This is a genomic window from Pseudomonas sp. PHC1 (assembly GCF_046487845.1).
Taxonomy (GTDB): Bacteria; Pseudomonadota; Gammaproteobacteria; order Pseudomonadales; family Pseudomonadaceae; genus Aquipseudomonas; species Aquipseudomonas sputi.
This window is the reverse complement of the sequence record NZ_JBJXHJ010000020.1, coordinates 31,519-54,977: the sequence shown is the minus strand read 5'-3', so window position 1 is coordinate 54,977 and position 23,459 is coordinate 31,519. Positions and strand designations below refer to the sequence as shown.

Here is a 23,459-nt window from a genome sequence, read left to right as displayed (position 1 = left end):
TCTCCATATAATGCCGCCCCTATGGCTAAACAGAAGAAACACCCAACAGGGACCATCGCGCAAAACAAAAAGGCGCGACACGATTACTTCATCGAGCACAAGTTCGAGGCTGGTCTGGTCCTGGCCGGCTGGGAAGTAAAAAGTCTGCGGGCAAGCAAGCTGCAACTGGTCGACAGTTACGTGCTGCTCAAGGATGGCGAGGCCTGGTTGCTCGGCAGCCACATCACGCCTCTGATGACCGCCAGCACCCACGTCATTGCCGACCCGGTGCGTACCCGCAAGTTGCTGCTCAACCGCCGCGAGCTGGACAAGCTCGCCGCCGCCGTGCAGCAGAAGGGTTACGCCTGTGTGTGCCTGTCCTGGTACTGGAGCAAGCACATGGTCAAGTGCGAGATCGCACTGGGCAAGGGCAAGAAGGAATACGACAAGCGTGATACCGAACGCGAACGCGACGCCGGTCGCGAGTTGCAGCGTGCGGTGCGCAACAAGGGCAAGGAAGACTGATTCTTCTGCCTGAATGACCGTTCCCGCGTTCTGCACGGGAACGGTCATTTCTACATTCCTTTGCGTCGCTCGGCGCGAGCCATGCGCTGCACTTCCTGACGCACCTCTTCCAGCACTTCCTGCACATACAGAATGTGTCGGCTGGACACCTCACGCGCCTGTTCCGCGCGCCCCTCGATAATCGCCAGATACAATTCCCGATGCTGCGTGATCAGCATGTCGCGGGTTTCCGTGCGCTGTTTGTACATGCCACCGATGTTGGTCACCACGTTGCGCTTGAGCAGATCGAACAGCCCGCGAATGGTGTGCAGCAACACCGCGTTGTGACTGGCTTCGGCAATCGCCAGGTGGAACTTGGCATCCGCCGCCCCCTCTTCCGCCCGGCTCACTTCGTCGTGACGCGAATAGCAGTCCTGTAACTCGTCAAACGCCGCCGTCAGCCGCTCGCGATCCACATCCGTGGCGCGCAATGCCGCGTAATAGGCACACGATGCCTCCAGCGTGTGGCGAAACTCCAGCAGATCGCGCTGGGCCTCGGGATTGCTTTCCAGCAACTGCAGCAGCGGATCGCTGAACGTCGAACCGAGGCTTTCCACGACATAATTGCCGCCGCCCTGCTTGCTGACCAACAAACCCTTGGCCGCGAGCTTCTGAATTGCCTCGCGCAACGATGGCCGGGAAACACCGAACTGTTCCGCCAGTGTCCGCTCGGCCGGCAGACGTTCGCCGGACTTCAGCGTGCCCTCGAGAATCATCCCTTCCAGTCGCTCGACAATGTCGTCAGACAAACGGCGCTGACGTATCTGATCAAACCCCATCACTCAATTCTCCACCATCCCGACCGCTCGCCGGGCTCTCTATTCTGGCCTATCGAGGCTGCGCCGACACCTGCCAGATGACGCCCATTCAACCGGTGCAAGCCGCCTGGCCGTCCGGTTGTTCGACAAAAGTTTTAGGGCGGCAAATTGACACACCGATATCAAGGCTTTTACCCTAGCCAACAGCACTTGTAAATTGGTCTTACCAATTAACCAAGAACGCTGACAGTGCCTGACCAACAACAATTAGGGGCCACCCCATATGCAAACCTGGCAACAGCTCTACAGCCCGCTCGGCAGTCTCGGCGTGTCCGCACTCGCGGCCGTCATTCCCATCGTTTTCTTCTTTCTCGCCCTGGCGGTGTTCCGCCTCAAAGGTCATGTGGCCGGCAGCATCACGCTTGCCCTGGCCATCGCCGTGGCGATCTTCGCGTTCCAGATGCCGGTCGACATGGCGTTCGCCGCCGCCGGGTATGGCTTCGCCTATGGTCTGTGGCCGATTGCCTGGATCATTGTGGCGGCGGTGTTCCTGTACAAACTGACGGTCAAGAGCGGTCAATTCGAGGTCATCCGCAGCTCGGTGCTGTCGATCACTGACGACCAGCGTCTGCAGGTGCTGCTGATCGGTTTCTGCTTCGGTGCATTTCTGGAAGGTGCCGCCGGGTTCGGCGCGCCGGTGGCGATCACGGCAGCATTGCTGGTCGGACTGGGCTTCAACCCGCTGTACGCCGCCGGCCTGTGCCTGATTGCCAACACCGCACCGGTGGCGTTCGGCGCACTGGGGATTCCGATCATCGTGGCCGGCCAAGTCACCGGCATCGACGCGTTCAAGATCGGCGCCATGACCGGCCGCCAACTGCCGCTGCTGTCGCTGTTCGTACCATTCTGGCTGGTGTTCATGATGGACGGCCTGCGCGGTGTGCGTGAAACCTGGCCGGCGGCGCTGGTCGCCGGCTTGAGCTTCGCCGTGACTCAATACTTCACTTCGAACTTCATCGGCCCGGAACTGCCGGACATCACGTCGGCCCTGGCCAGCCTGATTTCGCTGACGCTGTTCCTGAAGGTCTGGCAGCCAAAACGTGCCGCCGGCCAGCACATTGCCGGCGCCGTTTCCGCTTCGGTGGTCTCCGCCAGCGTCGGCGGTTTCGGCCAGAAGCGCACCACCGTCGCTTCGCCTTACAGCCTCGGGGAAATTTTCAAGGCGTGGTCGCCGTTCCTGATCCTCACCGTGCTGGTGACCATCTGGACCCTCAAGCCTTTCAAGGCCATGTTCGCCGCCGGCGGTTCGATGTACGCCTGGGTGTTCAACTTCGCGATTCCGCACCTTGATCAACTGGTCATCAAGACCGCGCCGATCGTTGCCGCCCCCACCGCAATCCCGGCCGTGTTCAAACTCGACCCGATCTCCGCGACCGGCACGGCGATTTTCTTCTCCGCGCTGATCTCCATGCTGGTGCTCAAGATCAATATCAAAACTGGTCTGACCACTTTTAAAGAGACCTTCTACGAACTGCGCTGGCCAATTCTGTCGATCGGCATGGTGCTGGCGTTTGCCTTCGTCACCAACTATTCCGGCATGTCTTCGACCATGGCCCTGGTGCTGGCCGGTACTGGCGCAGCGTTCCCGTTTTTCTCGCCATTCCTGGGATGGCTGGGCGTGTTCCTGACCGGTTCCGATACGTCGTCCAACGCCCTGTTCAGTTCGCTGCAAGCAACCACCGCACACCAGATCGGAGTCAACGACACCCTGCTGGTGGCCGCCAATACCAGCGGCGGTGTGACCGGCAAGATGATCTCGCCACAATCGATCGCCGTGGCCTGCGCCGCGACCGGGCTGGTGGGCAAGGAATCCGACCTGTTCCGCTTCACCCTCAAGCACAGCCTATTCTTTGCCACGATCGTCGGCCTGATCACTTTGGCCCAGGCCTATTGGTTCACCGGCATGCTGGTGCATTAAACCGACAGGCAACATGGAAATAACCGACGCCGGTTCGTGATTCCGGCGTCAGCAATTCACAACCCGGTCTGTAAGGCTGCTGAAAGCAACGCGCTCTATATTCGGCAGCCTCAACAGACGGATAACCGGGCCCACCCGGAGACACGCCTGATGAGCGAGCTTTTTTACAACGCTGTGCCCAACGCCACTCGCGTCGCACCGCCCCTGCCCGAACCCCGGCAATACCCCAGCGAAAAACCGTCGCGGGTCTACCTGTTCGGCACCTGCGTGGTCGACCTGTTCTACCCGGAAGCCGGGATGGACGCGATCCACTTGCTGGAGCGCGAGGGCATCCGGGTCGACTACCCGCAAGGGCAGAGCTGCTGCGGACAACCGGCCTACACCTCGGGTTACACCGAGCAGGCACGGACGGTGGCGCGCTCGCAACTGGCGCTGTTTGCCGGGGACTATCCGGTGGTGGTGCCGTCGGGTTCCTGCGCCGGGATGATCCGCGAGCATTACACCGACTTGTTCAAGGACGAGCCGGAAACGTTGAAACAGGTTCAGGCCCTCGCGGCCCGTACCTATGAGCTGGCCGAGTTTCTGCTGTTCGTCTGCAAGGTGCAGCTCAAGGACAGCGGCGAGCCGGTCAAAGTGGCGCTGCACACCTCGTGTTCGGCGCGACGGGAAATGAACACCCACCTGCACGGCCGCGAGTTGTTGGCGCAGTTGAGCAACGTGGAACGGGTCAACCACGATCACGAAAGCGAATGCTGTGGCTTCGGTGGGACATTCAGCGTCCGTATGCCAGACATTTCCGGCGCGATGGTGGCTGACAAGACCCGGGCGTTGAAGGAATCCGGCGCGCATCAGGTACTCAGTGCAGACTGCGGCTGTCTGATGAACATCAACGGCTCGCTGGAAAAACAGCAGGAAGCACTGCGCGGGCAACACCTGGCGAGCTTTCTCTGGCAACGAACCGGAGGTGCCCGATGAGCACTTCCACGATTATTCCTACGGTTGCCGTAGAAGAAGATTTCCGCACCCGGGCGCACAACGCCCTGGGCGATTCGCAGTTGCGGAACAACTTCCGCACCGCGATGGATTCATTGATGACCAAGCGGGCAGCGGCGTTCAGCGATGCCCACGAAAGAGAACACTTGCGCGCCCTGGGCAACTCGATCAGGGCGCGTGCGCTCTCCAAGTTGCCCGACCTGCTCGAGCAACTGGAACAGAACCTGACCCGCAACGGTGTGACAGTGCACTGGGCGGAAACGGTGGACGAGGCCAATGGCATCGTCCTTTCGATCATCCGCGCTCACGAGGCGCGGCAAGTGATCAAGGGCAAATCGATGGTCAGCGAAGAGATGGAGATGAACCATTTCCTCGAGGCTCGGGACATTGAATGTCTGGAGTCCGACATGGGGGAGTACATCGTCCAGCTCGACCACGAGAAGCCTTCTCACATAATCATGCCGGCAATCCACAAGAATGCCGGTCAGGTCGCGTCCTTGTTCCACGACAAACTTGGCGTGGAATACACCAAGGACGTTGACCAACTCATTCAGATCGGTCGCCGGGTCCTGCGGCAGAAATTCTTCGAAGCGGACATCGGCGTCTCCGGCGTCAACTTCGCCGTGGCCGAAACCGGCACCCTGCTGCTGGTGGAAAACGAAGGCAACGGCCGCATGACCACCTCCGTGCCACCGGTGCACATCGCCGTCACCGGCATCGAAAAAGTCGTGGAAAACCTGCGCGACGTGGTGCCGCTGCTGTCATTGCTGACCCGCTCGGCGCTGGGCATTCCGATCACCACCTACGTCAACATGATCTCAGGCCCGCGCAAGGAACATGAACTCGACGGCCCGCAGGAAGTGCATCTGGTGCTGCTCGACAACGGTCGCAGCCAGGCCTTCGCCGACAGTGAGTTGCGCCAGACCCTGAACTGCATCCGCTGCGGCGCCTGCATGAACCATTGCCCGGTTTACACCCGCGTCGGCGGCCATACCTACGGCGAGGTCTACCCCGGCCCGATCGGCAAAATCATCACCCCGCACATGGTCGGCCTGGCGAAAGTCCCGGATCACCCAAGCGCGTCTTCGCTGTGCGGCGCCTGCGGTGAAGTGTGCCCGGTAAAAATTCCGATCCCCGCACTGCTGCGCCGCCTGCGCGAAGAGAACGTCAAAGCTCCGGACGCACCGCATCAAGTGATGCGCGGTCAGGGCAGCAAATATTCGCGCAAGGAACGCTTCATCTGGAACGCCTGGGCGAAGCTCAACAGCTCGCCGACCTTGTATCGACTGTTTGCGTTTTTCGCCACACGCCTGCGCGCCCTGGCGCCGAACAATGTCGGCCCGTGGACGCAGAATCACAGCGCACCGAAACCCGCCGCCCGCTCATTGCATGACATGGCTCGCGAACACCTGGCCAAACAAGGAGACCGTTGATGAGCGCCAAGCAAAACATCCTCGGCAAGTTACGGAAAAGCCTGACCGGCACCACGCCGATTGCCGACAACTTCGACGTCGATCTGGTGACCCAGCCTTACACCTACAGCGCCGAACAACGGATCCCGCAACTGCGCAAACTGATGGAAGCGGTGCACACCGAAATCCACCTGACGTCCGCTGATGGATGGCCGGCGCTGCTGGCGCAATTGCTGCGCGACCGCCAGTTGCCGAGCCTGCTGATCGCACCGACTACGCCCCACGGGCAGCGCATCACACAACACTGGGCGAACAATCCTGATTTGCCGGCGCTGAAATCCTACGACCGGCCGATGGAAGAGTGGAAAGCCGAGTTGTTCAACGACACCCCGGCCAGCCTCACCGGCACCCTCGGCGCCATTGCCGCCACCGGCAGCCTGATTCTGTGGCCGACCCGCGAAGAACCACGGCTGATGAGCCTCGTGCCGCCGGTGCATTTCGCCCTGCTCAAGGCCAGCCAGATCCGCGACAACTTCTATCAGGTGCAGCAGGAATTCGAGTGGGCACAAGGCATGCCGACTAACGCGCTGCTGGTCTCCGGCCCCTCGAAGACCGCCGACATCGAACAAGTCCTGGCTTACGGCGCCCACGGCCCGAAAGACCTGGTGGTGTTGATCCTGGAGGACCAATGACCTTACCGGCGACTTTCCTGCGCGATGCGCAGCAATTGATTCCTGCCGAACGGCGTTTCGACGATCCGCTGTCGACCCTGGCTTTCGGCACCGATGCCAGCTTCTACCGGTTGATTCCGCAACTGGTGATCCGCGTCGAATCCGAAGATGAAGTGGTAGCGCTGCTGAAACTGGCCCAGCGCGATCAGGTCCCGGTGACCTTCCGCGCCGCCGGCACCAGCCTGTCCGGACAGGCGATCAGCGATTCGGTGCTGATCGTGCTTGGAGATAACTGGAACGCTCGCGAAATCCGAGGCCAAGGCACACAAATCCGCCTGCAACCGGGCGTGATCGGTGCCCAGGCCAACGCATGGCTCGCACCATTCGGGCGCAAGATCGGTCCGGATCCGGCGTCGATCAATGCCTGCAAAATCGGTGGCATCGTCGCCAACAACGCCAGCGGGATGTGCTGCGGCACGGCACAAAACACCTATCACACACTGGCCGGGATTCGTCTGGTGCTGGCCGACGGCACACGTCTCGACACCGAAGATGCCGCCAGCGTCGAGGCGTTTCGAGTCAGCCACGGTGACTTGCTGGAACGTCTGGCGAGCTTGGGCCGCGAGACCCGCGCCAATGCCGAACTGGCCGCGCGAATCCGCCACAAATACCGTCTGAAAAATACCACCGGCCTGTCGCTCAACGCCCTGGTGGATTTCGATGAGCCTGTGGATATCTTGAGCCACTTGCTGGTCGGCTCCGAAGGCACCCTCGGCTTCATCAGCGCGGTGACCTACGACACGGTGATCGACCACCCGAACAAGGCCTCGGCGCTGATCGTTTTCCCGGACGTCGAGACCTGCTGCAACGCCGTCACCGTGCTGAAAAGCCAACCGGTGTCCGCCGTGGAACTGCTCGACCGCCGCAGCCTGCGCTCGGTGCAGGACAAACCCGGCATGCCGGCTTTCGTACAGCAGCTGTCGAACAATGCCTGCGCGCTGTTGATCGAATCCCGCGCCGCGTCTTCCACTTTGCTGCAGGAGCAACTGACGCAAATCATGGCGTCGCTCAGCGCCTTCCCGGTTGAAAAACAGGTCGACTTCACCGAAGACCCGGTCGAAAACGCCCGCCTCTGGGCGATCCGCAAGGACACCTTCCCTGCCGTTGGCGCGGTGCGCAAAACCGGCACCACGGTGATCATCGAAGACGTGACCTTCCCGGTCGAGCAACTGGCCATCGGCGTAAACCGCTTGATCGAGTTGTTCGACAAACACTCCTACGACGAAGCGATCCTTTTCGGACACGCGCTGGAAGGCAATCTGCACTTCGTCTTTACCCAAGGCTTCAACAGCGCGGAAGAAGTCGCACGCTATCAGGCGTTCATGGACGACGTGGCGCAACTGGTGGCCGTGGAGTTCGGCGGTTCGCTGAAGGCGGAACACGGCACCGGACGCAACATGGCGCCCTTCGTCGAACTGGAATGGGGCAGCGACGCCTATCAGTTGATGTGGCAGCTCAAACGCCTGCTCGACCCCAACGGCATTCTCAATCCGGACGTGGTGCTCAGCGAAGATCCGCAGATCCACCTCAAGCACCTGAAACCGCTGCCGGCGGCCGACGAGATTGTGGATAAATGCATCGAGTGCGGTTTCTGCGAACCGGTCTGCCCTTCGAAAGGCCTGACCCTGAGCCCGCGCCAGCGCATCGTGATCTGGCGCGATATTCAGGCGCGAAAGCGCGCCGGTATCGACACCACCGAACTGGAAAAAGCCTACGAGTACCAGGGCATCGATACCTGCGCCGCGACCGGTTTGTGTGCGCAACGCTGCCCTGTAGGCATCAACACCGGCGAGCTGGTGAAAAAGCTTCGCGGCCGTCACGCCACGCATACGAAAACCGCCAACTTGATCGAAGGAAATTTCGCCACCACCCTGCAAGGTGCGCGTTTCACCCTGCATGTGGCCAACGGTGCACGGATGTTGTTAGGGGCACCGCGGCTTGCGAAGCTTTCAGCGACCCTGACGCGGCTGTCCAAAGGTCAGGTGCCGCTGTGGACCCACGCGATGCCGCAGCCGGAAAAAGCCATTCGCTTCAGCCCGGCCGTGTCGGACGAACGCCCGCGCGTTGTGTACTTGGCGGCCTGCGTCTCGCGGGTGATGGGACCGGCGGCGGGCGACAAGGAGCAGATGTCGCTGTACGACAAAACCCGTGGTCTGCTGGAAAAGGCCGGTTATCAGGTGGTATTCCCGGACAACCTGGACAACCTCTGCTGCGGCCAGCCCTTTGCGTCCAAGGGCTACGCCGAACAGGCCGAGCACAAGCGTCAGGAGCTGATCGGCGCATTGCTCCAGGCCAGTCGCGGCGGGCTCGACCCAATCTATTGCGACACCAGCCCCTGCACGTTGCGACTGGTGCAGGATGTGGGAAATGTTCGTCTGGATCTGTATGACCCTGTGCGATTCATCCGTACGCACCTGATGGACCGGCTCGAGTTCACGCCGCAGGAAGCACCGATTGCCGTTCACGTGACCTGCAGCACTCAACACCTTGGGGAAAGTCAGGCGCTGATCGAACTGGCGCGCCAATGCAGCAAGAACGTGGTGATCCCGGAAGGCATTCACTGCTGCGGTTTCGCTGGCGACAAGGGTTTCACCACACCGGAGCTCAACAGCCACTCACTGCGAACACTCAAGGATGCGGTGCAACAGTGCAGCGAAGGGATTTCCACCAGCCGCACCTGTGAGATCGGTCTGACACAGCACGGCGGCATCGACTACCACGGTCTGGTGTATCTGGTGGACCGGGTGACCCGAGCCAAAGCCCCCGCAACCGCCGTCTGAAGAAAAATAGAACCCTTGCGAGCGACCGCAGTCCACAGAACAAGCCCCGAATAATCGGGGCTTTTCCTCCATTCGGTTGCCCGTCCTGACGGCCAGCGAAGTCTGGATCCCTCAGTTCAAGGAGATTCACATGAAACGTTCTGTACTGTTAGGTCTGTTCGTTACTGCCTCGATGATGGCGTCGGCTTCGTTCGCTGCCGACAAGCCCGCTGACCTGTGTGATGCCAATCTGCAAACCCTCAACAACGCCAAGGCGCAGGCAATGGCCTCACCCGACCTGAATCAACGGGTAGAAGCCAGTGTGCAAAAAGCCCAGGCACTCAAGGCCCAGGGCAAGATCGACGAATGCGTGGCTGAAACCCAGCAAACCATTCTGGAAATCCGCAAAACCAGCGGAACCAACAACTGATCGACGCTCAGGCCAACCTTCGGGTTGGCCTTGTGAGCCGTTTGGCGTACACTGCGCAGGCTTGTTGCTCATAAGCCACACAGAGCGCCAGGCTCGGGGCCGTTTAGGATTCGACGCCGGTTGCGAAACTCTAGGTGCATGCCGACTTGGTAACAGAAGTCGTAAATCCACTGTTGCAACTACTTATAGTTGCCAATGACGACCAATACGGTGCTGCTCTCGCTGCTTAATTGCAGCTGACATGCACTCCTGGTACCTTCGGGTCCAGCAATCATCAGGGGATGTCTGTAAACCCAAAATGATTGTCATATAGAACAGAATCGCCGTGCAGTACGTTGTGGACGAAGCGGCTAAAACTTACACAACTCGCCCAAAGCACCCTGCCCGTCGGGTCGCTGAGGGTTAACTTAATAGACACGGCTACGCATGTAGTACCGACAGCGGAGTACTGGCGGACGGGGGTTCAAATCCCCCCGGCTCCACCAAATGATCAATCAAAGACGTCCACGGACGTCTTTTTTTGTGCCTGAAATCCAGCAAAATCAAGGGTTTGGACGCCACTGAAATCCGCAGATACTTTTGAGTTCCGGTCGCCTGGGTATACCCAATGGTATTCCCAATCTCCCGCTGATAATTTTGGGAATACCAAAAACAGCACGGAGCCCTGCCTATGTGCGCCTACACCACCCGCCTCTCTGACCGCCAACTCAAAGCCATCAAATCAACAGACAAGGATTATGTCCTCACCGACGGGGACGGCCTGCAACTGCGAGTGAGGGTAAATCGCTCGATGCAGTGGAATTTCAATTACAGGCATCCCCTGACGAAAAATCGAATCAACATGGCTCTTGGCCCTTATCCGGATCTTTCTCTCGCGAATGCCAGGAAGAAGGCAATTGAAGCGAGGGAGCTGCTTGCTCAGGGCATAGATCCCAAAGCTCACCGCGATGAGGTGAAACAGATCAAGCTGGCTGAAACCGAACACACTTTCGAGAAAGTGGCATCGGCCTGGTTTGAGCTAAAGAAAGATTCAGTCACGCCGGATTACGCTGAAGACATCTGGCGATCCCTCACACTGCACGTATTCCCAAGCTTAAAAGCAACTGCCCTCTCTGATATCTCCGCCCCAATGATCATCAAACTCCTTCGGCCTCTTGAGGCCAAAGGAAGCCTGGAAACAGTGAAGCGACTGTCCCAACGCCTCAACGAGATCATGACCTACGGCGTGAACTCGGGAATGATCTTCGCCAATCCCTTGAGCGGCATCCGCGCCGTTTTCAAAAAACCGAAAAAGCAGCACATGCCCGCCCTTCGACCTGAAGAACTGCCAGAGCTAATGGTCGCCATCGCTAACGCGAGCATCAAGAGAACGACGCGTTGCCTGATCGAATGGCAACTCCACACCATGACCCGCCCTGCTGAAGCGGCGACCACATGCTGGGCAGATATCGACCTCGACAAGAAAATCTGGACGATTCCAGCAGAGCGGATGAAAAAAAGACGTGCTCACGTCATACCACTGACAGAACACGCGCTCGCCCTGCTACAAACGATCAAGCCCTACAGCGGCCATCGAGAGCACGTATTCCCCGCCGACCGAAATCCGCGAACTCATTGCAATAGCCAAACGGCAAACATGGCGTTGAAGCGAATGGGATTTGAAGGTCGATTGGTGAGTCATGGCATGCGCTCCATGGCCAGCACCATCCTGAATGAACACGGGTGGGATGCGGAGCTGATCGAAGTCGCGCTCGCGCACGTGGACAAAGACGAAGTCCGTAGCGCCTACAACCGGGCGGACTACATAGAGCGAAGACGCCCGATGATGGCTTGGTGGAGTGAGCATATCCAGCAAGCGGCCACCGGGAGCTTGTCGGTCTCAGCCGCTCAGAGTGCCAGGGGATTTAACGTAGTCTCGATGAGATAGACGCAATAACGCTCCTCTCGTATTCATCCCTGAGGCATTCGTGCCGAATCACCCGGGATCATTAACACAGCGTTCCAGATCACTCCCCAGGGCCCCATCGTTCCAAAGGCCAAACAATGCGTCCGTAGCAGAGATCGCATTGTTGGCTGATAAACGGAACAGTCCCATATGAGATGTCGAGTAACAGGCCGACGTGGCCCAGACCTCGGAGACACCTCATGACCAACCAACACTCCTCCCATACCTTGCAGACTCAAGACGCTCCGCGCTCTACGGTCCTATCGCTCATGGTCGATAACCGCCTGACACCTCTGGATCGCAATTGCTGGCACGTGATGCACTCGCTACGATCTGCCGGAGGTCTGTACACCCTGGCAGGAATGGGTCAATTACGCTCATACCTCGCGTGCGCCCCGCTGGCAAAACGAGCCTCCTACGAAACCGCCTCGCGAGCGCTAACCGTTCTGCGCTTAACAGGCTGGATAAGCTTGGTCGGCCAGAATAGCGACCTCATGACGGGCAACGTTCTGAACGAGCTCTACCAGATCAACGAGAGTGCCCTGAGCTTCCGCGAAGCCTGCGATTTAGACACCACCCTGCCAGCGCTACTCGAGAACTGCATCGGCCATAAGCACACCCACCTCGATTGCATCGCGAGGCACATCGAAGCTACGCGGGAGCAAACGTCCAAAGACAATCCCTCACACACGCCATCACAACGCGACGAGGACGATGAGCCGCCACCCTCACGGAAACGCCCCCCCTCCACCAGAAAGCCTGTACCGAGTCATCCGGCAACAAGAACCTCCGTCACGCAGCAGACCGACCAGAAACACCTCAGCACCGGCGACAGTACGTATAAAAACAAATATAAAAAAATACGTACGTACCGCACACGCGCACGTGAGGAACGCCATTTGACACTAGGGCCAGTGACGCTGCCGCAATGCCTGGCAAACGCCAAAGCGGATCAGCAACAAGACGTGCTGGCAGCCCTGACTCGACTGCCACCCCAGCATCGCCAGCAAGTGCTCGACGAACTCCAGGCGCGCAGTCAGCGCGGGACGGTGCGTAACGTCGTCGCCTATTTTTTCGGGTTGATAAATCGAGCATTAGCCGGCGAATTTCGACCGTGGGCAGGTCGTAAAAAAGAACAGAAAGCTGTCGATCCCATTACGCATCCCCAGGCGGTCTCGGTTGCCGTTGAGATCAGACAAAAGCCCGCCAAAAAATCGAAGACAACTCAGCAGGGCCGGCCGCACTTTGCCGAGATGCGCAAGATAATGATGGGGCCAAGGATTGCAGACGACTTGGCTGCACAGATCATGAAAAGCTTGGCCCGCCAGCCGCTACCTGCCTAAAGACCGCGTCAGTAATCCCTGCGCAACTGGTTATCAGAACACGGCGGAACATTAGGAAATCCCGAATAACCGGTTTCGGATTTACAGCGAACACCGGAGGGAGCAACGTCACATCTCGTCTCGCTGAAGTGATCAGCACCCAAAAGCCGCCAGGATCTGCGAGACGGCGCTGCGGTTTCCCGCAGGATCCTCCCAATGACCGCATCGCTTCCGGCAGCGCGGACAGTCGACATCATTGTCGATGGAAGCATGTTACTCACCCCCACCCACGACGGGCCTTTCCCGTCCGGGCAAGGCCTTTCTTGTTTATTCGGAGGCCTTAATGAACATTCGACTGGCACTGTATCAAGCACTGAAAGCGATCGACGTGCCTGAGCCAAAAATCGACGCTGTAATCCAAGCCATGGAGACTGCGTTGCAGTCATCTCCTATCGTTAAACCCGATCCAGACGTAGAACACTTTCGGACAGAGCTATCCCGCGTCGTATCTGACGTCACTCTCAACATTGGCACGATGATGTTCCCAGTGGTGGCAGTGGTCTTCGTCTTGATGGTGATGATTCATTAACGATCTACCTTGTCGGTAGTAGCAAGAACCACCTGCCCTCTGGCAGGTGGTTTTTCTTGTGAATCAGAAAGCTGAAAGCGTGTGGCGCTGCGCAAGCGAGTGAGCGACAGCACTCGCCTTTGACTTCAACCAAAGGTAGAGGGATACCCGGTTAAATCGGGCACATCAAAAATAGTCGTTCATGACATCTGCAATTACTTAATGGGCTTGCTGACTGATGGCCACTCGAAGGGATTGGGCTATGTCCATGAGAGGGACTTGCGCTGCTTCCCCTAATCGTGGTGTTCACGACATAGCTCATCTTTATCAGCGCCCTATAACCGATGCTGGGCATGGTTGGCTTCTACGGGTGACGACGGGCAGAAATCGGACAGAAGTAGCCTGTCGATGACACATGACCAGAACGCTCTCTTCACAACCCAATGCTTCTAGACGGCGAACAGGTGTACTGCCTTCAGTTTCTCCATCAAACAGCTTTCACCTTTTTAGGATTTTATTTCTTCGCAAACAATCTTGCCGTCCCCCTTTAAAGATGGAGGGTAGATCTCTATACCGCCATTAGTTTTGATTACGTGTTCGTGCTGGGCCCGTACAAAATCACGAACCTCACTCTTGGAGAATTCAGTATGGAGCCAATATTTTACCGGCCTCACATTTTGGGGCTCCAGTGTTGGATCGTAATAATTATCATCTATTTTAATTACGGCATGCCCCAGCTTTTCCCCACTCTCTATCTCCACATAGCAAAGCACATACTTCTCTGCTAACAGGTGATTGGTAACTGCGGACAAACAATTCGCATAGCACTGTTTTGGTGTAGTACACCCCGCCATAATAAGCTTCCCCAGCAAATCCTTGGGTAAAGAGGAAATTTCTAGCTGGGTAAGCTTATTTTTTTTTGAACCGAAGAGCGTCTTAAATAATTTCATATATTATCTGACAAAGAGAATAGTGGGCGAAACGTTCGGACAAAGGCTATTTTGGAAGCACTTTGCAGCAGCTATGCTGGAACATATGTCTTGAGAAATCCGTGCAGAAGGCCGTTCACCCTGATGCTGCAATCGCTGAACGCGTCGGCCGCGTTTTCGAGATCTTCTATTTCAAGAACTTTCTTAGAGCTCAAACGAGCTTCTCCATTCGGCCCGGTGCAAGGTTTGCCATGAAGAATGTCATTTCGAACTTGCACCAAACCTACAAATTCCTGGGCGACAGTGGTGAGTTCATCACGCGCCGCCGACCTAGGCATATTGCGTACTAGATCGATGAAGCGCTTCGCAATTCGTCCCGCAGTGAGCTCCTCGTTAACGATCTTCCCTAGTGCCCCAGGCTTGATTTTTTCACAGCTCCAAACTACGTTCCATTCACAGATCGAGAAACAAAATGCAGCTTGCCCTAAGGCATACGTGTAGTCCTGCTTTATGGGCTGGCGGTTTCGATCACCTTTCATAAGCGCTCAATCCTTGCTGTCTAAGAAAAATTTTGGCCGCACCTGTGAGTGGCGTTAGCTTGCATAATTTGTATGACATCCCCACGGAGCAGCCAGCCCGGAAGAGAAGTCATTGTACATTGACAATGGCACACGGCCACCATTCAGCTTTACGGACTGCTTTCAGGTGGCTGTACCCCTGAGGGGCACCCGTACCTCATGAGCAGGAGCACACCTCTTCCTTCAAGACTGTGCGAATTGCTGGGCAAGGAAACGAAGCACAGCGTGGAGATTTTCAAGCCCTTGCGGTGAGAAGATATCTTCGCCCGTCTCTGCTTTATGATAGCGCTCCGCCAGGAACAGCCCGTATTGATCCTTGCTGGGTAATGTACTCAGACCCAGCTTCCTCTGTGCGACCTCAAAGCTATCCCGGCCCAGCAAGGCTTCCAGCGCCCAAGACTCATAGGTCGCGTCGATATCTGAAAAGGTGATTACGGACGAGTCGGGTAAGAGCCATTTCTTGCGGTATCGATCACGTGCGTCTCGACCCGCCCTATCGTCATCCAAAAGGACTATAAATTTTTCGCCCCGCCCCATGAGCAAACTGATCAAGTTCCCGGACGAGCTCGAGCCGACGCCTGGGACGATGGTGAAGTTAACCGGGACGTCACACGTGGCCGATGCCGCCTTGAACGCGTAGTAGTCCGAGATCCCCTCCACGATGACGAAGGGCGACGTGCCAACGATCTCAGGAACCACATACTGCAGCCTCTCTATTACCGGCTGGAAGTGATGGCTTCTAGTCGGATACTTATCTAAAAATTGTTTGTACTTTATTGCGGCGATTTCAGCCGGTAAAAACTCAAGATCATACCCGTCAACGTCATCGTGCTTGGCAGCGCGGTTCTCCACGATGTAGGCGCCTGAGAGCCACCTGGGATCGACCATGTGATGACTGTGTGTGGAGTAAATGATCTTGTCCCCATTGCCGATCATTTTCTCAAAATACGTCAACAGCTCAACCTGGGCGCGAGAGTGCAGGTTGGCAGCAGGTTCGTCGAACACATAAATGGTTTTGCGCTCACTGCCTTCTGGCTTGAAGCCGGTGAGGAGCAAAAAGGTGAAAAACCACCTAAAGCCGATGGAGCGTTCACTGATCTTGTAGTCAGAGTCACCGTTACTGACAGCAAAGGACACCATGGCAGTGGGTGTATCAGCCCCAGTAACAGACCACTGCAGCTCGACCCGCCTGGCTGTCGTCTCCCGCGAGAATACTCGCCGCCAGCCGCCAATCACCTCGCTCGTCAGTGCTTGGGAAACCTTCTTGAACACCGCATCAATCTGACTCTTTTCATGGCTTCGATAAAAAGTATCGAGCCACTGAGCACCATGTTTCTCACTGTACTGCGCAATGCGTCTATTGATGTGTTCTTCTACATCATGACCTGCATACGCAATAATTTTTTCCACGATTTCCCGGTAGTGACGCTGCTCGTAACTCTCCCCCTGAAATGAGTCCAGCTCAATTTCCTCGGGTACGTTAATCAGAAATGTAGGGAAGTAGGCGACTGTTGGTACGCCTTCCACCACCAACTCTGCGATCCGCGCCCACATATCCACCTCAGGATTATCTGGATATGCGAAAGGCTCAAACTCCTCCTCCCAAGGTAGCTTGACGTTTAACTCCAAGCCGAGACTTCCACTACTTTCACCGCTCGGATCATTTGCAAAATTGATTTCTTTTGCAATCCGGAACTTCTTGCCCAAGGCCTCGACATCCACCTCAAACCCGAGCGTCTCTGCCAGCTTCTTGATCGCCATTATTTCTGCTTCGTCCAGCTGCACCGTGGCGGCGACGGACACTACGCCCTTGAATGACCCCTTCTGGCTGGCAGGAATGAACGTAAACTCTTTGTTATTTTCTGGACTGAAGGTGTACAGACTTGAGACCGACTTATCGCTACTTACAAATTGCGATATCGCTTCGAGAATAGTGGTTTTACCACTTTCGTTAAGCCCAATGAGCATCACGATCGACGTATCGATCTTGCCTGAAAGCTCAATGCGCGTACTGACAATGCCTTTGTAATTCTTAATCTCAAAATCGAGGATTTTCGACATCAGCAAACACTACCCTGTGTTAGCACGAACTGAGCCACGCTAGCGTTAACCGCTAAACTTGGCATGCTTGAGCCCTGTACATGACGCCAACAGCCCTCGGCTACCTATTGGCAAATTGGATCCGGCGGGGTTAGAGTGCCGGCACTCTAGCATTAGCCTAACTGCTGTCAACAGACATCGATTTGGCGCCAAGAAAGCGCTGCGTTGTTTCACATAGGGATATTGGGGAACGTAATGTCAGGTTCAGATGGCAAGCTTTTCCGGGACTACACTGCGGGAGTTCCCACAGAGATCGCCTGTGACAGGCTCTACCTACAAACTCATCTCGCCTCTCCGAAGGCCGGTGTAGTTGAGCAGTTCGATGTCGGTGATACCTTGCAAATGACCGTGGGATACGCCGGTACTGAGCTTTCCGCACTCGCTGTCTGGAACGGCCAGACTGCAGGAGGCATCGCATCGCCAAAAGCGATCCGGTTGATCACATGTATCGAGAACGGTACGGCCTATGTGGCGCTGGTGACGGCCAAGATTGGCGGCCAGGTGGCGCTCAAGATCTCTCCGGTCAAGCAGGAGTGATTTGATGATCAGCGTATCTGGCGGCGTCTACTACGAACAATGCATGTGCCCCACGTGGCAGGAGCTTTTCGGCTCGGGTGGTCGAGCCGCTACAGCGATCGCGCGCCTGGGCGGGACGGTAAACCTTACGACCTACTCGGACAGCACGGCAGAACCGATCCTTCGCATGAGAGCGGCGCTGGAGGGCTTCACCCTGGAGCCGCAGACCATCGATCAAAGCCTGCAGTTCCGCTACAGCCACGGACTGTCCAAACCGTCCATTCACCCAGCGCCCAAGCGCCAAACAAGTCTGCAGGTGACGGCCAGAAACGTAGTGCGTTTCGGCTTTCTGGAGGGTGATTGCGTGGTCGACGCCCAAAAGGCGGTTTACGACCCGCAGAGTTCCTGCTATCCCGCACCCTTTCATGAGAACGGCTCCAGGGCTGCGCAGTTGGCACTCATCCTGAACAGGAGCGAAGCTGAAGCCCTGCATGGCAGCAGCGTGACGCACGCAGCTGATCTGGCACGCGCATTATCCACATCCCAGCATGCCGAAATCGTCATCATCAAGATGGGCCCAGCCGGCGCGCTCCTCTTCCACGAAGATCGCATACACCACATCCCCTCTTTTGTAACCCCCAAGGTCTGGAAGGTGGGCTCAGGGGATGTGTTCGTCGCCACCTTTGCCTACTTCTGGATTGAGGATGCCCTGACGCCACTGGACGCGGCCATGCATGCCTCACGGGCGACCGCCTACTACTGCGAATCTCAGGGCTTTGCCTCCAGGGTAGAGCTCAGCACTTACAACCCTGATGCGGCCAGCGTTCCGAAAAAGTCGAAGAGCGGCAAAGCGCCCTTGGTATACCTGGCAGGCCCTTTCTTCTCGTTGTCACAGCTCTGGTTGATTGAAGAGGCGCGCGGCGAGCTGCTGGAGATGGGCCTGAACGTATTCTCTCCAGTACACGATGTCGGCCATGGCTCGGCAGAGGATGTAGTGCACAAGGATCTCGACGCCATCCATGAGTGCGATCTGATGCTGGCCATCGGTGATGGCCTGGATGCAGGGACGATCTATGAGATCGGCTACGCGCGGGCACTCAAGAAGCCAGTCATCATGTACGTGGAAAATGAGTCCGAGGAAGATCAGAAAATGATGGTCGGCTCAGGCTGCATCATTACCGATGACTTCGTCACGGCCATTTACCAGACCGCCTGGAAGGCAGCAGACCTATGAAGCGCGCTCTTCTCCTTTCAGGGGGTATGGATTCCCTCGCCCTCGCCTGGTGGCTACGTCCCGAAGTCGGTATCACGCTCGATTACGGACAGCTGGCTGCAGAGGCGGAAATATCTGCCTCCACTACCCTCTGCAAACAGCTCGGTATTGAGCACCATGTCATCTCGATCGATTGCCGCGCTGTCGGTTCCGGTGATATGGCCGGTGGCAAGGCCGATGCACACGCACCGGCCAGTGACTGGTGGCCCTACCGCAACCAGATGCTCGTCACCCTGGCGGCCATGAAGGCAATCAGCCTAGGCGTAAAAAAGCTCTATCTGGGTACCGTGAAGTCCGATGGCTCGCACCGCGACGGCACACCGGAGTTCATCGCCGCCATCAATCAGCTGATGGTCATTCAGGAGGGTGAGATGACCGTTGAGGCGCCTGCGATCAAGATGAGCACCACCGAGCTGGTAAGGACGTCAGGGGTTCCCTCTTCCGTGCTGGCCTGGGCTCACAGCTGCCACAAATCCAACGTCCCATGCGGTAACTGTCGTGGTTGCTTCAAATACTTTGAGGTTTGGCATGAGATCGAAGATGGACTGGATCAATCTCTGTAGCCCTACGGTTAAAGCACAGCCAGGACACTATCAGCCATTCACCTGGCCGTTTGGCTCATTCCACGCGCTGCGTGAAATAGAGGATGCCGAGGACAAAGGCGTCCTAAACCTCCTCGATCACAGGCGAACCCGTCGCACGTTCCACGCGTTGAGTGTTGATCAGTTGGGCCAGCTGCTGTGGTACAGCATGCGTACGCAGGCTATTGCCGAATCGGACTACGGCTTTGACCTGGAACTGCGGCCCACGCCCTCAGCCGGCGCCATCCACCCAATTCACATTTTGGCCCACCTCCCTGGCACTCCAAATTGGCGCCGCTACGACAGTCGTCGGCACGGCCTTGTTGAGCTACCCGGTACAGTGGAAGCCTTCGCGGGATTGGTGGAGCAATGCCAGCAAACCCTGCCCAGCGAGCAGGCGACGCGGTTACTGCTGGTGGCCGAACCCGGGAAGACTGCTACCAAGTATCAGCACGGCGAAAGTCTGATCTGGCGAGACGCCGGAGCGCTCCTGGCAATTATGGCGGTGACAGCTGAGGCCCTGAACTACGCGTTCTGCCCGCTGGGAATTACGGGTGAACCTTGGGCCGGTCAACTCGCCCCTTCAGGTGTGCTCGCTGGCGTAGGCGTTGCGATGGTCGGTGGACCCGTATCTAAGACCTAGGCGGCCTTCAAAACGGCCTGATTCAGCAGACTGCGAACGACGGTAGGCGCAGACATCATCTGGTACCACATCAGCGCGTCAAGCTTGGATGGCCGAACCTCAATCGCTTTGCTGAGCGCAAGAAACTCCGCTTCCAACTGCAGGTAGTGCCGCTCAACCGTGAGGCCAGGCGAGAAAAAGCCAGCCAATGCCCCAGCGCGCAAAATGTGGATATCGAGGATCGCGACATCATCAGCATCAAGCCAGTTACGCGCAATCCAGGACGCGGTTTTATAGCCGATGCCAGGCAGCTCCAGCAGCCAGTCTCGAAGGGCTCGGCCAGATTGAGGTGGAACACACCCTGATGCCAGGGCTGCGAGCGCCGAATGAAGGTAACGCGCCTTCTGTTTGGCAAAGCGGTAGCGTACTGAGCGGCTACCGATTTTCAATGGGTTGGTCAGCCACTCCTGAAGTAGCGCCTCACTGGGCACCTCACCTTCAAAAGCGCCCAGTTTTTTCAGGTGGGCGAATGCCGCCAATCCGACGTTTGCAGGAATACCGTGACCACCCAGCAGGCACGCCCCGATCTCTTCCGCCAACGTGGCACCGAGCTTGTAGTTGAGCGGCTCGGGCTCTTGGTCATTTGCCCAAACCTGATAGGCCCAGTATGCGGGGGTCGGAAATGCTTCGATCAAACCCCAGGGAACGCCGGGCAGCACTTCGCTCAAGGCATCAGGGAAATCACGGCTGTAAAGCTTGGCATCTACGAAAACAACACCGTTTTGCATTACCGGGCCTCCTGAACGGAGCCATAGGTCTGCATGATCCAGCGCAGGAAATCGTTGCGCTCTACCGGATCCATCGCTGAGATACGATCGCGGAGCCGGGATTGGCGCCGGCCAATGGTCTGCCGCTCGCGGAACGTGTCACCTAAATAACGACTGTCATGAAGCTCTTCTGGGGCGGAATAGTTCATCCAGACGCATTCTTCCCTGACGTCCGTGTGCGTCTTGGCCATAAACGTCACCTTCCTCCATCCTTGGAGCGCTTCGTTGTACAGGGCACTGTCGTAGCCGGAGATCATCACCTTGCATGGCACACGGCGCAGCGTAGCAAGCAACTGCTCATGCTGACCCTGGTCATATTCGAAACGGTAGATCTTAGCGCGACGGCGCGTCTGCGTGACATACGGAGGATCAGCATAGATCAGCTCGCTACCGTCGTACATGAAACGGCTCAAGTAGCTCGAAGCATCCCCCTGAATGAGTTCAAGCCCCTTCACCGAGTGATCAGTCCAGGCGCCATGAACGGCGGGATCGACGTCCACGCCAATATTGCGGGCCGCAGGTTTCTTGTGGCGCATAACAGCGCCCGCACCCAAGTGCGTTTCGATATAGGTCTGATGCGGAGGCATCAGATTGATCAAGCGCTGGTAGCACTTGCCTTTCCCGCCTGGATATCTCATGCACAAATCATCGCCAAAAGTGACGATGATGTCAATGAAAGCTACCGATGAGTGCGCTCAGTGAGCGACAACTCCAGGGGGTGTCATACGCTCATTGTTCTGCTGGCTTGGCAGGTTCTAGTTCCAGACGGGCGTAACTGGGCTCACGTCGAGTCCATCTTCTGCATAGGTCTGAATCGCCTCCAGCTTCATAGATGCCTTCAAGCCTCAAGGATGGCCTGCTCCCCCTTAAGGCGCTGTCGAATTAAGCCTCTCACATGGCAGCAAATTCACGAATATGCAGGCGTCGGTTACGAGAAACGATTCCAAACTAACGGCCATCGTTGCCCGTAAGCTGCCTGTGCAGACGTGGTATGGGAACCATGCCGCTTCTGCACAGGCAGCCGACAAGGCCGAAGGCCGCGTCAGTGCCACAGACATACCTCTGCTGTAGCACCCTGCTTGAAATGGGCCGTCACTGCAGCCGCAGTGACGGCCCCGCCGACGCCCCAAACATCACGGGTAAATCCTGAATCCTAAAGCGTGCGGCATACATGATGATGCCCCCGCACACTAGCCTTGCAAAAACCAAGGACGGCATATTCGAACGTCGTCCTCCCAATCGCGCAAAACTCCTGCAAGCGCGAATCCAGCAGGATGGAGTTATCCAGGTACGCAAGGCTCCAAAAGCGTACCACCCCTACCCATGGGGCGGAGCCATTTTTGTCTATCGGATTATTCCGCTATGTGCAGCTAATGCTGCCGTCCAATACAGCAATGTCATGCGCGATGCCCCCCCTTTGCCCCATTAACAATCCTATCCATACCCTTGGAGTACTCATCAACGCCAAAAGCTCGTTCATCCCGCTCCATCTCCGTATGAACTTCCAGCAGGAAGTAAGACGGACGTCTCAGTCGAGACACCGGTGTTGCCTGAACACCATGCCCCTGCCCTCCGGGGATCTCGCCTAGCGAGTTGGCACCAACACTTACCAATGATTTTCAGGACAGCGCAATAACTCGGACCAAACCTGTGAGCGTGAATGGGATATGGACGATTTGACCTACACCCTGCGACAACTTTGCCGACGAAACCGCGACGGCAGTCACAACACTCAGGCCGACCGCATTCGGTCGCTAGGGCTGATCGCCCGCCAACTGCGCGAGGCCGGCTTTCGGCAACTGAAAGCCTCGTCGCTCAAAGGCAAACATGTCCATGTGCTGCTGGATCGCTGGCAAGCTGAAAGCCTCTCACCTGGCACCATCAAAAATCGACTTGCGCACCTTCGATGGTGGGCTGAAAAAGTCGGCAAGGCTGGAATTCTCCCAGCGGACAACACGCAACTGGGTGTGGCCGACCGACGCTTCGTTACCAACGTCAGCAAAGCCACAGATTTGGGAACAGGCCTTTTAAAGATAACCGACGCCCATGTCCACATGAGCCTCCAGCTTCAATCTGCGTTTGGACTACGCCGTGAGGAAGCCATCAAATTTCAACCAAGGTATGCGGATCAAGGCGATCACATTCTCCTTAAGGGCTCATGGACGAAGGGTGGTCGTGATCGAACAGTTCCGATTACTACCTCGCAACAACGCGCGGCACTCAATGCCGCACATAATCTAGCGGGGGCCGGCTCATTAATCCCGGCACACAAGACATACATTCAGCAGCGCAATACATACGACGGACAGTGCAAAGCAGCAGGCCTGAGCCACATGCACGGGTTACGACATCAATATGCACAAAGCCGCTACGTAGCTTTGACAGGCTGGAATGCACCGGCAGCAGGAGGAATCTCCTCCAAAGAACTGACCCCAGTACAACGCTCTCAAGACGCTATCGCTCGGCAAATTATCAGTCGTGAACTGGGGCATGAGAGAACACAAATTACCGCAACGTACTTGGGCCGATAACTCAGTCCGCGCGACGTCAATGAGCCGAAAACATCGCCACCACCACGCACCGGAACCCAGAAC

General features: G+C 57.1%; 21 protein-coding genes and 1 other RNA gene. 16 read left to right on the top strand and 6 right to left on the bottom strand.

All coding sequences use genetic code 11. The features are described 5' to 3' along the window. Positions 1 to 21 precede the first annotated feature (21 nt). Positions 22 to 504, top strand: coding sequence for an SsrA-binding protein SmpB (gene smpB / locus ACKJSM_RS21955; RefSeq protein WP_007953781.1), 483 nt, complete (start codon positions 22 to 24; stop codon positions 502 to 504). Positions 505 to 554: 50 nt separating this feature from the next. On the opposite strand, the gene ACKJSM_RS21950 is transcribed toward smpB, so the two are convergent. Then, positions 555 to 1,322: an FCD domain-containing protein gene (locus ACKJSM_RS21950; protein ID WP_323151040.1), complete on the bottom strand. Its 768-nt coding sequence runs from the start codon at positions 1,320 to 1,322 to the stop codon at positions 555 to 557. A gap of 262 nt (positions 1,323 to 1,584) precedes the next feature. On the opposite strand from ACKJSM_RS21950, the gene ACKJSM_RS21945 reads away from it, so the two are divergent. From ACKJSM_RS21945 to ACKJSM_RS21900, 10 genes are all read left to right on the top strand, one after another. After that, a complete protein-coding gene (locus ACKJSM_RS21945; RefSeq protein ID WP_236181447.1) occupies positions 1,585 to 3,279 on the top strand; it encodes a lactate permease LctP family transporter in 1,695 nt (564 codons plus the stop codon). Between the two features lie 150 nt (positions 3,280 to 3,429). After that, positions 3,430 to 4,254, top strand: a complete 825-nt coding sequence (locus tag ACKJSM_RS21940; RefSeq protein WP_410238838.1) for a (Fe-S)-binding protein — start codon at positions 3,430 to 3,432, stop codon at positions 4,252 to 4,254. Continuing rightward, a complete protein-coding gene (locus ACKJSM_RS21935) occupies positions 4,251 to 5,705 on the top strand; it encodes a LutB/LldF family L-lactate oxidation iron-sulfur protein (RefSeq protein ID WP_410238837.1) in 1,455 nt (484 codons plus the stop codon). The genes ACKJSM_RS21940 and ACKJSM_RS21935 overlap by 4 nt, the downstream gene beginning before the upstream one ends. Beyond that, the gene (locus ACKJSM_RS21930; RefSeq protein ID WP_011332385.1) at positions 5,705 to 6,376 is read left to right on the top strand and encodes a lactate utilization protein C; all 672 of its coding nucleotides are present in this window, start codon (positions 5,705 to 5,707) and stop codon (positions 6,374 to 6,376) included. The genes ACKJSM_RS21935 and ACKJSM_RS21930 overlap by 1 nt, the downstream gene beginning before the upstream one ends. Next, complete coding sequence (locus ACKJSM_RS21925; RefSeq protein ID WP_410238836.1) at positions 6,373 to 9,195, top strand: FAD-binding and (Fe-S)-binding domain-containing protein; 2,823 nt, start codon at positions 6,373 to 6,375, stop codon at positions 9,193 to 9,195. Before ACKJSM_RS21930 ends, ACKJSM_RS21925 begins: the two co-directional genes overlap by 4 nt. Positions 9,196 to 9,325: 130 nt before the next feature. Then, the gene (locus ACKJSM_RS21920) at positions 9,326 to 9,604 is read left to right on the top strand and encodes a hypothetical protein (RefSeq protein ID WP_236181443.1); all 279 of its coding nucleotides are present in this window, start codon (positions 9,326 to 9,328) and stop codon (positions 9,602 to 9,604) included. A 95-nt stretch (positions 9,605 to 9,699) separates the two neighbouring features. After that, positions 9,700 to 10,089, top strand: a transfer-messenger RNA (tmRNA) gene (gene ssrA / locus ACKJSM_RS21915). 185 nt (positions 10,090 to 10,274) lie between these two features. Continuing rightward, on the top strand, positions 10,275 to 11,531 hold the full coding sequence (locus tag ACKJSM_RS21910) for an integrase domain-containing protein (protein ID WP_410238834.1): 1,257 nt from the start codon (positions 10,275 to 10,277) through the stop codon (positions 11,529 to 11,531). 218 nt (positions 11,532 to 11,749) lie between these two features. Further along, positions 11,750 to 12,892: an STY4528 family pathogenicity island replication protein gene (locus ACKJSM_RS21905; RefSeq protein WP_410238833.1), complete on the top strand. Its 1,143-nt coding sequence runs from the start codon at positions 11,750 to 11,752 to the stop codon at positions 12,890 to 12,892. Between the two features lie 322 nt (positions 12,893 to 13,214). Continuing rightward, positions 13,215 to 13,460, top strand: a complete 246-nt coding sequence (locus ACKJSM_RS21900; RefSeq protein WP_410238832.1) for a hypothetical protein — start codon at positions 13,215 to 13,217, stop codon at positions 13,458 to 13,460. Positions 13,461 to 13,945: 485 nt separating this feature from the next. On the opposite strand, the gene ACKJSM_RS21895 is transcribed toward ACKJSM_RS21900, so the two are convergent. From ACKJSM_RS21895 to ACKJSM_RS21885, 3 genes are all read right to left on the bottom strand, one after another. Beyond that, the gene (locus ACKJSM_RS21895; protein ID WP_410238830.1) at positions 13,946 to 14,389 is read right to left on the bottom strand and encodes a hypothetical protein; all 444 of its coding nucleotides are present in this window, start codon (positions 14,387 to 14,389) and stop codon (positions 13,946 to 13,948) included. Between the two features lie 71 nt (positions 14,390 to 14,460). Then, positions 14,461 to 14,907 carry a hypothetical protein gene (locus tag ACKJSM_RS21890; RefSeq protein ID WP_410238829.1) on the bottom strand — a complete coding sequence of 149 codons (447 nt, stop codon included), beginning with the start codon at positions 14,905 to 14,907 and terminating at the stop codon, positions 14,461 to 14,463. Positions 14,908 to 15,129: 222 nt separating this feature from the next. Continuing rightward, positions 15,130 to 17,007, bottom strand: a complete 1,878-nt coding sequence (locus ACKJSM_RS21885; RefSeq protein WP_410238828.1) for an AAA family ATPase — start codon at positions 17,005 to 17,007, stop codon at positions 15,130 to 15,132. Positions 17,008 to 17,241: 234 nt separating this feature from the next. Here ACKJSM_RS21885 and ACKJSM_RS21880 point away from each other — a divergent pair, with 234 nt between their 5' ends. Genes ACKJSM_RS21880 through ACKJSM_RS21865 form a run of 4 tightly spaced genes read left to right on the top strand, consistent with a single transcriptional unit; the run spans position 17,242 to position 20,059 of the window. After that, positions 17,242 to 17,583 (top strand): hypothetical protein, encoded by a 342-nt coding sequence (locus ACKJSM_RS21880; RefSeq protein ID WP_410238827.1) that lies wholly within the window; start codon positions 17,242 to 17,244, stop codon positions 17,581 to 17,583. Positions 17,584 to 17,587: 4 nt separating this feature from the next. Continuing rightward, a complete protein-coding gene (locus ACKJSM_RS21875) occupies positions 17,588 to 18,796 on the top strand; it encodes a PfkB family carbohydrate kinase (protein WP_410238826.1) in 1,209 nt (402 codons plus the stop codon). Next, on the top strand, positions 18,793 to 19,398 hold the full coding sequence (locus tag ACKJSM_RS21870) for a 7-cyano-7-deazaguanine synthase (protein WP_410238825.1): 606 nt from the start codon (positions 18,793 to 18,795) through the stop codon (positions 19,396 to 19,398). The genes ACKJSM_RS21875 and ACKJSM_RS21870 overlap by 4 nt, the downstream gene beginning before the upstream one ends. Further along, the gene (locus ACKJSM_RS21865; RefSeq protein ID WP_410238824.1) at positions 19,376 to 20,059 is read left to right on the top strand and encodes a hypothetical protein; all 684 of its coding nucleotides are present in this window, start codon (positions 19,376 to 19,378) and stop codon (positions 20,057 to 20,059) included. Before ACKJSM_RS21870 ends, ACKJSM_RS21865 begins: the two co-directional genes overlap by 23 nt. On the opposite strand, the gene ACKJSM_RS21860 is transcribed toward ACKJSM_RS21865, so the two are convergent. Both ACKJSM_RS21860 and ACKJSM_RS21855 read right to left on the bottom strand, forming a co-directional pair. After that, a complete protein-coding gene (locus tag ACKJSM_RS21860; RefSeq protein WP_410238823.1) occupies positions 20,056 to 20,826 on the bottom strand; it encodes an 8-oxoguanine DNA glycosylase in 771 nt (256 codons plus the stop codon). The two genes, ACKJSM_RS21865 and ACKJSM_RS21860, sit on opposite strands and share 4 nt — an antisense overlap. Next, positions 20,826 to 21,464, bottom strand: a complete 639-nt coding sequence (locus ACKJSM_RS21855) for a DNA adenine methylase (protein ID WP_410238822.1) — start codon at positions 21,462 to 21,464, stop codon at positions 20,826 to 20,828. The genes ACKJSM_RS21860 and ACKJSM_RS21855 overlap by 1 nt, the downstream gene beginning before the upstream one ends. A 1,068-nt stretch (positions 21,465 to 22,532) precedes the next feature. On the opposite strand from ACKJSM_RS21855, the gene ACKJSM_RS21850 reads away from it, so the two are divergent. Further along, positions 22,533 to 23,396: an integrase domain-containing protein gene (locus tag ACKJSM_RS21850; protein ID WP_410238821.1), complete on the top strand. Its 864-nt coding sequence runs from the start codon at positions 22,533 to 22,535 to the stop codon at positions 23,394 to 23,396. Positions 23,397 to 23,459: the final 63 nt, after the last annotated feature.

Excerpts from the sequence above, each read along its gene's own strand:
- smpB (WP_007953781.1), top strand. The coding sequence starts at position 22 with ATGGCTAAACAGAAGAAACACCCAACAGGGACCATCGCGCAAAACAAA.
- ACKJSM_RS21950 (WP_323151040.1), bottom strand. The coding sequence starts at position 1,322 with ATGGGGTTTGATCAGATACGTCAGCGCCGTTTGTCTGACGACATTGTC.
- ACKJSM_RS21945 (WP_236181447.1), top strand. The coding sequence starts at position 1,585 with ATGCAAACCTGGCAACAGCTCTACAGCCCGCTCGGCAGTCTCGGCGTG.
- ACKJSM_RS21940 (WP_410238838.1), top strand. The coding sequence starts at position 3,430 with ATGAGCGAGCTTTTTTACAACGCTGTGCCCAACGCCACTCGCGTCGCA.
- ACKJSM_RS21935 (WP_410238837.1), top strand. The coding sequence starts at position 4,251 with ATGAGCACTTCCACGATTATTCCTACGGTTGCCGTAGAAGAAGATTTC.
- ACKJSM_RS21930 (WP_011332385.1), top strand. The coding sequence starts at position 5,705 with ATGAGCGCCAAGCAAAACATCCTCGGCAAGTTACGGAAAAGCCTGACC.
- ACKJSM_RS21925 (WP_410238836.1), top strand. The coding sequence starts at position 6,373 with ATGACCTTACCGGCGACTTTCCTGCGCGATGCGCAGCAATTGATTCCT.
- ACKJSM_RS21920 (WP_236181443.1), top strand. The coding sequence starts at position 9,326 with ATGAAACGTTCTGTACTGTTAGGTCTGTTCGTTACTGCCTCGATGATG.
- ACKJSM_RS21910 (WP_410238834.1), top strand. The coding sequence starts at position 10,275 with ATGTGCGCCTACACCACCCGCCTCTCTGACCGCCAACTCAAAGCCATC.
- ACKJSM_RS21905 (WP_410238833.1), top strand. The coding sequence starts at position 11,750 with ATGACCAACCAACACTCCTCCCATACCTTGCAGACTCAAGACGCTCCG.
- ACKJSM_RS21900 (WP_410238832.1), top strand. The coding sequence starts at position 13,215 with ATGAACATTCGACTGGCACTGTATCAAGCACTGAAAGCGATCGACGTG.
- ACKJSM_RS21895 (WP_410238830.1), bottom strand. The coding sequence starts at position 14,389 with ATGAAATTATTTAAGACGCTCTTCGGTTCAAAAAAAAATAAGCTTACC.
- ACKJSM_RS21890 (WP_410238829.1), bottom strand. The coding sequence starts at position 14,907 with ATGAAAGGTGATCGAAACCGCCAGCCCATAAAGCAGGACTACACGTAT.
- ACKJSM_RS21885 (WP_410238828.1), bottom strand. The coding sequence starts at position 17,007 with ATGTCGAAAATCCTCGATTTTGAGATTAAGAATTACAAAGGCATTGTC.
- ACKJSM_RS21880 (WP_410238827.1), top strand. The coding sequence starts at position 17,242 with ATGTCAGGTTCAGATGGCAAGCTTTTCCGGGACTACACTGCGGGAGTT.
- ACKJSM_RS21875 (WP_410238826.1), top strand. The coding sequence starts at position 17,588 with ATGATCAGCGTATCTGGCGGCGTCTACTACGAACAATGCATGTGCCCC.
- ACKJSM_RS21870 (WP_410238825.1), top strand. The coding sequence starts at position 18,793 with ATGAAGCGCGCTCTTCTCCTTTCAGGGGGTATGGATTCCCTCGCCCTC.
- ACKJSM_RS21865 (WP_410238824.1), top strand. The coding sequence starts at position 19,376 with ATGGACTGGATCAATCTCTGTAGCCCTACGGTTAAAGCACAGCCAGGA.
- ACKJSM_RS21860 (WP_410238823.1), bottom strand. The coding sequence starts at position 20,826 with ATGCAAAACGGTGTTGTTTTCGTAGATGCCAAGCTTTACAGCCGTGAT.
- ACKJSM_RS21850 (WP_410238821.1), top strand. The coding sequence starts at position 22,533 with ATGGACGATTTGACCTACACCCTGCGACAACTTTGCCGACGAAACCGC.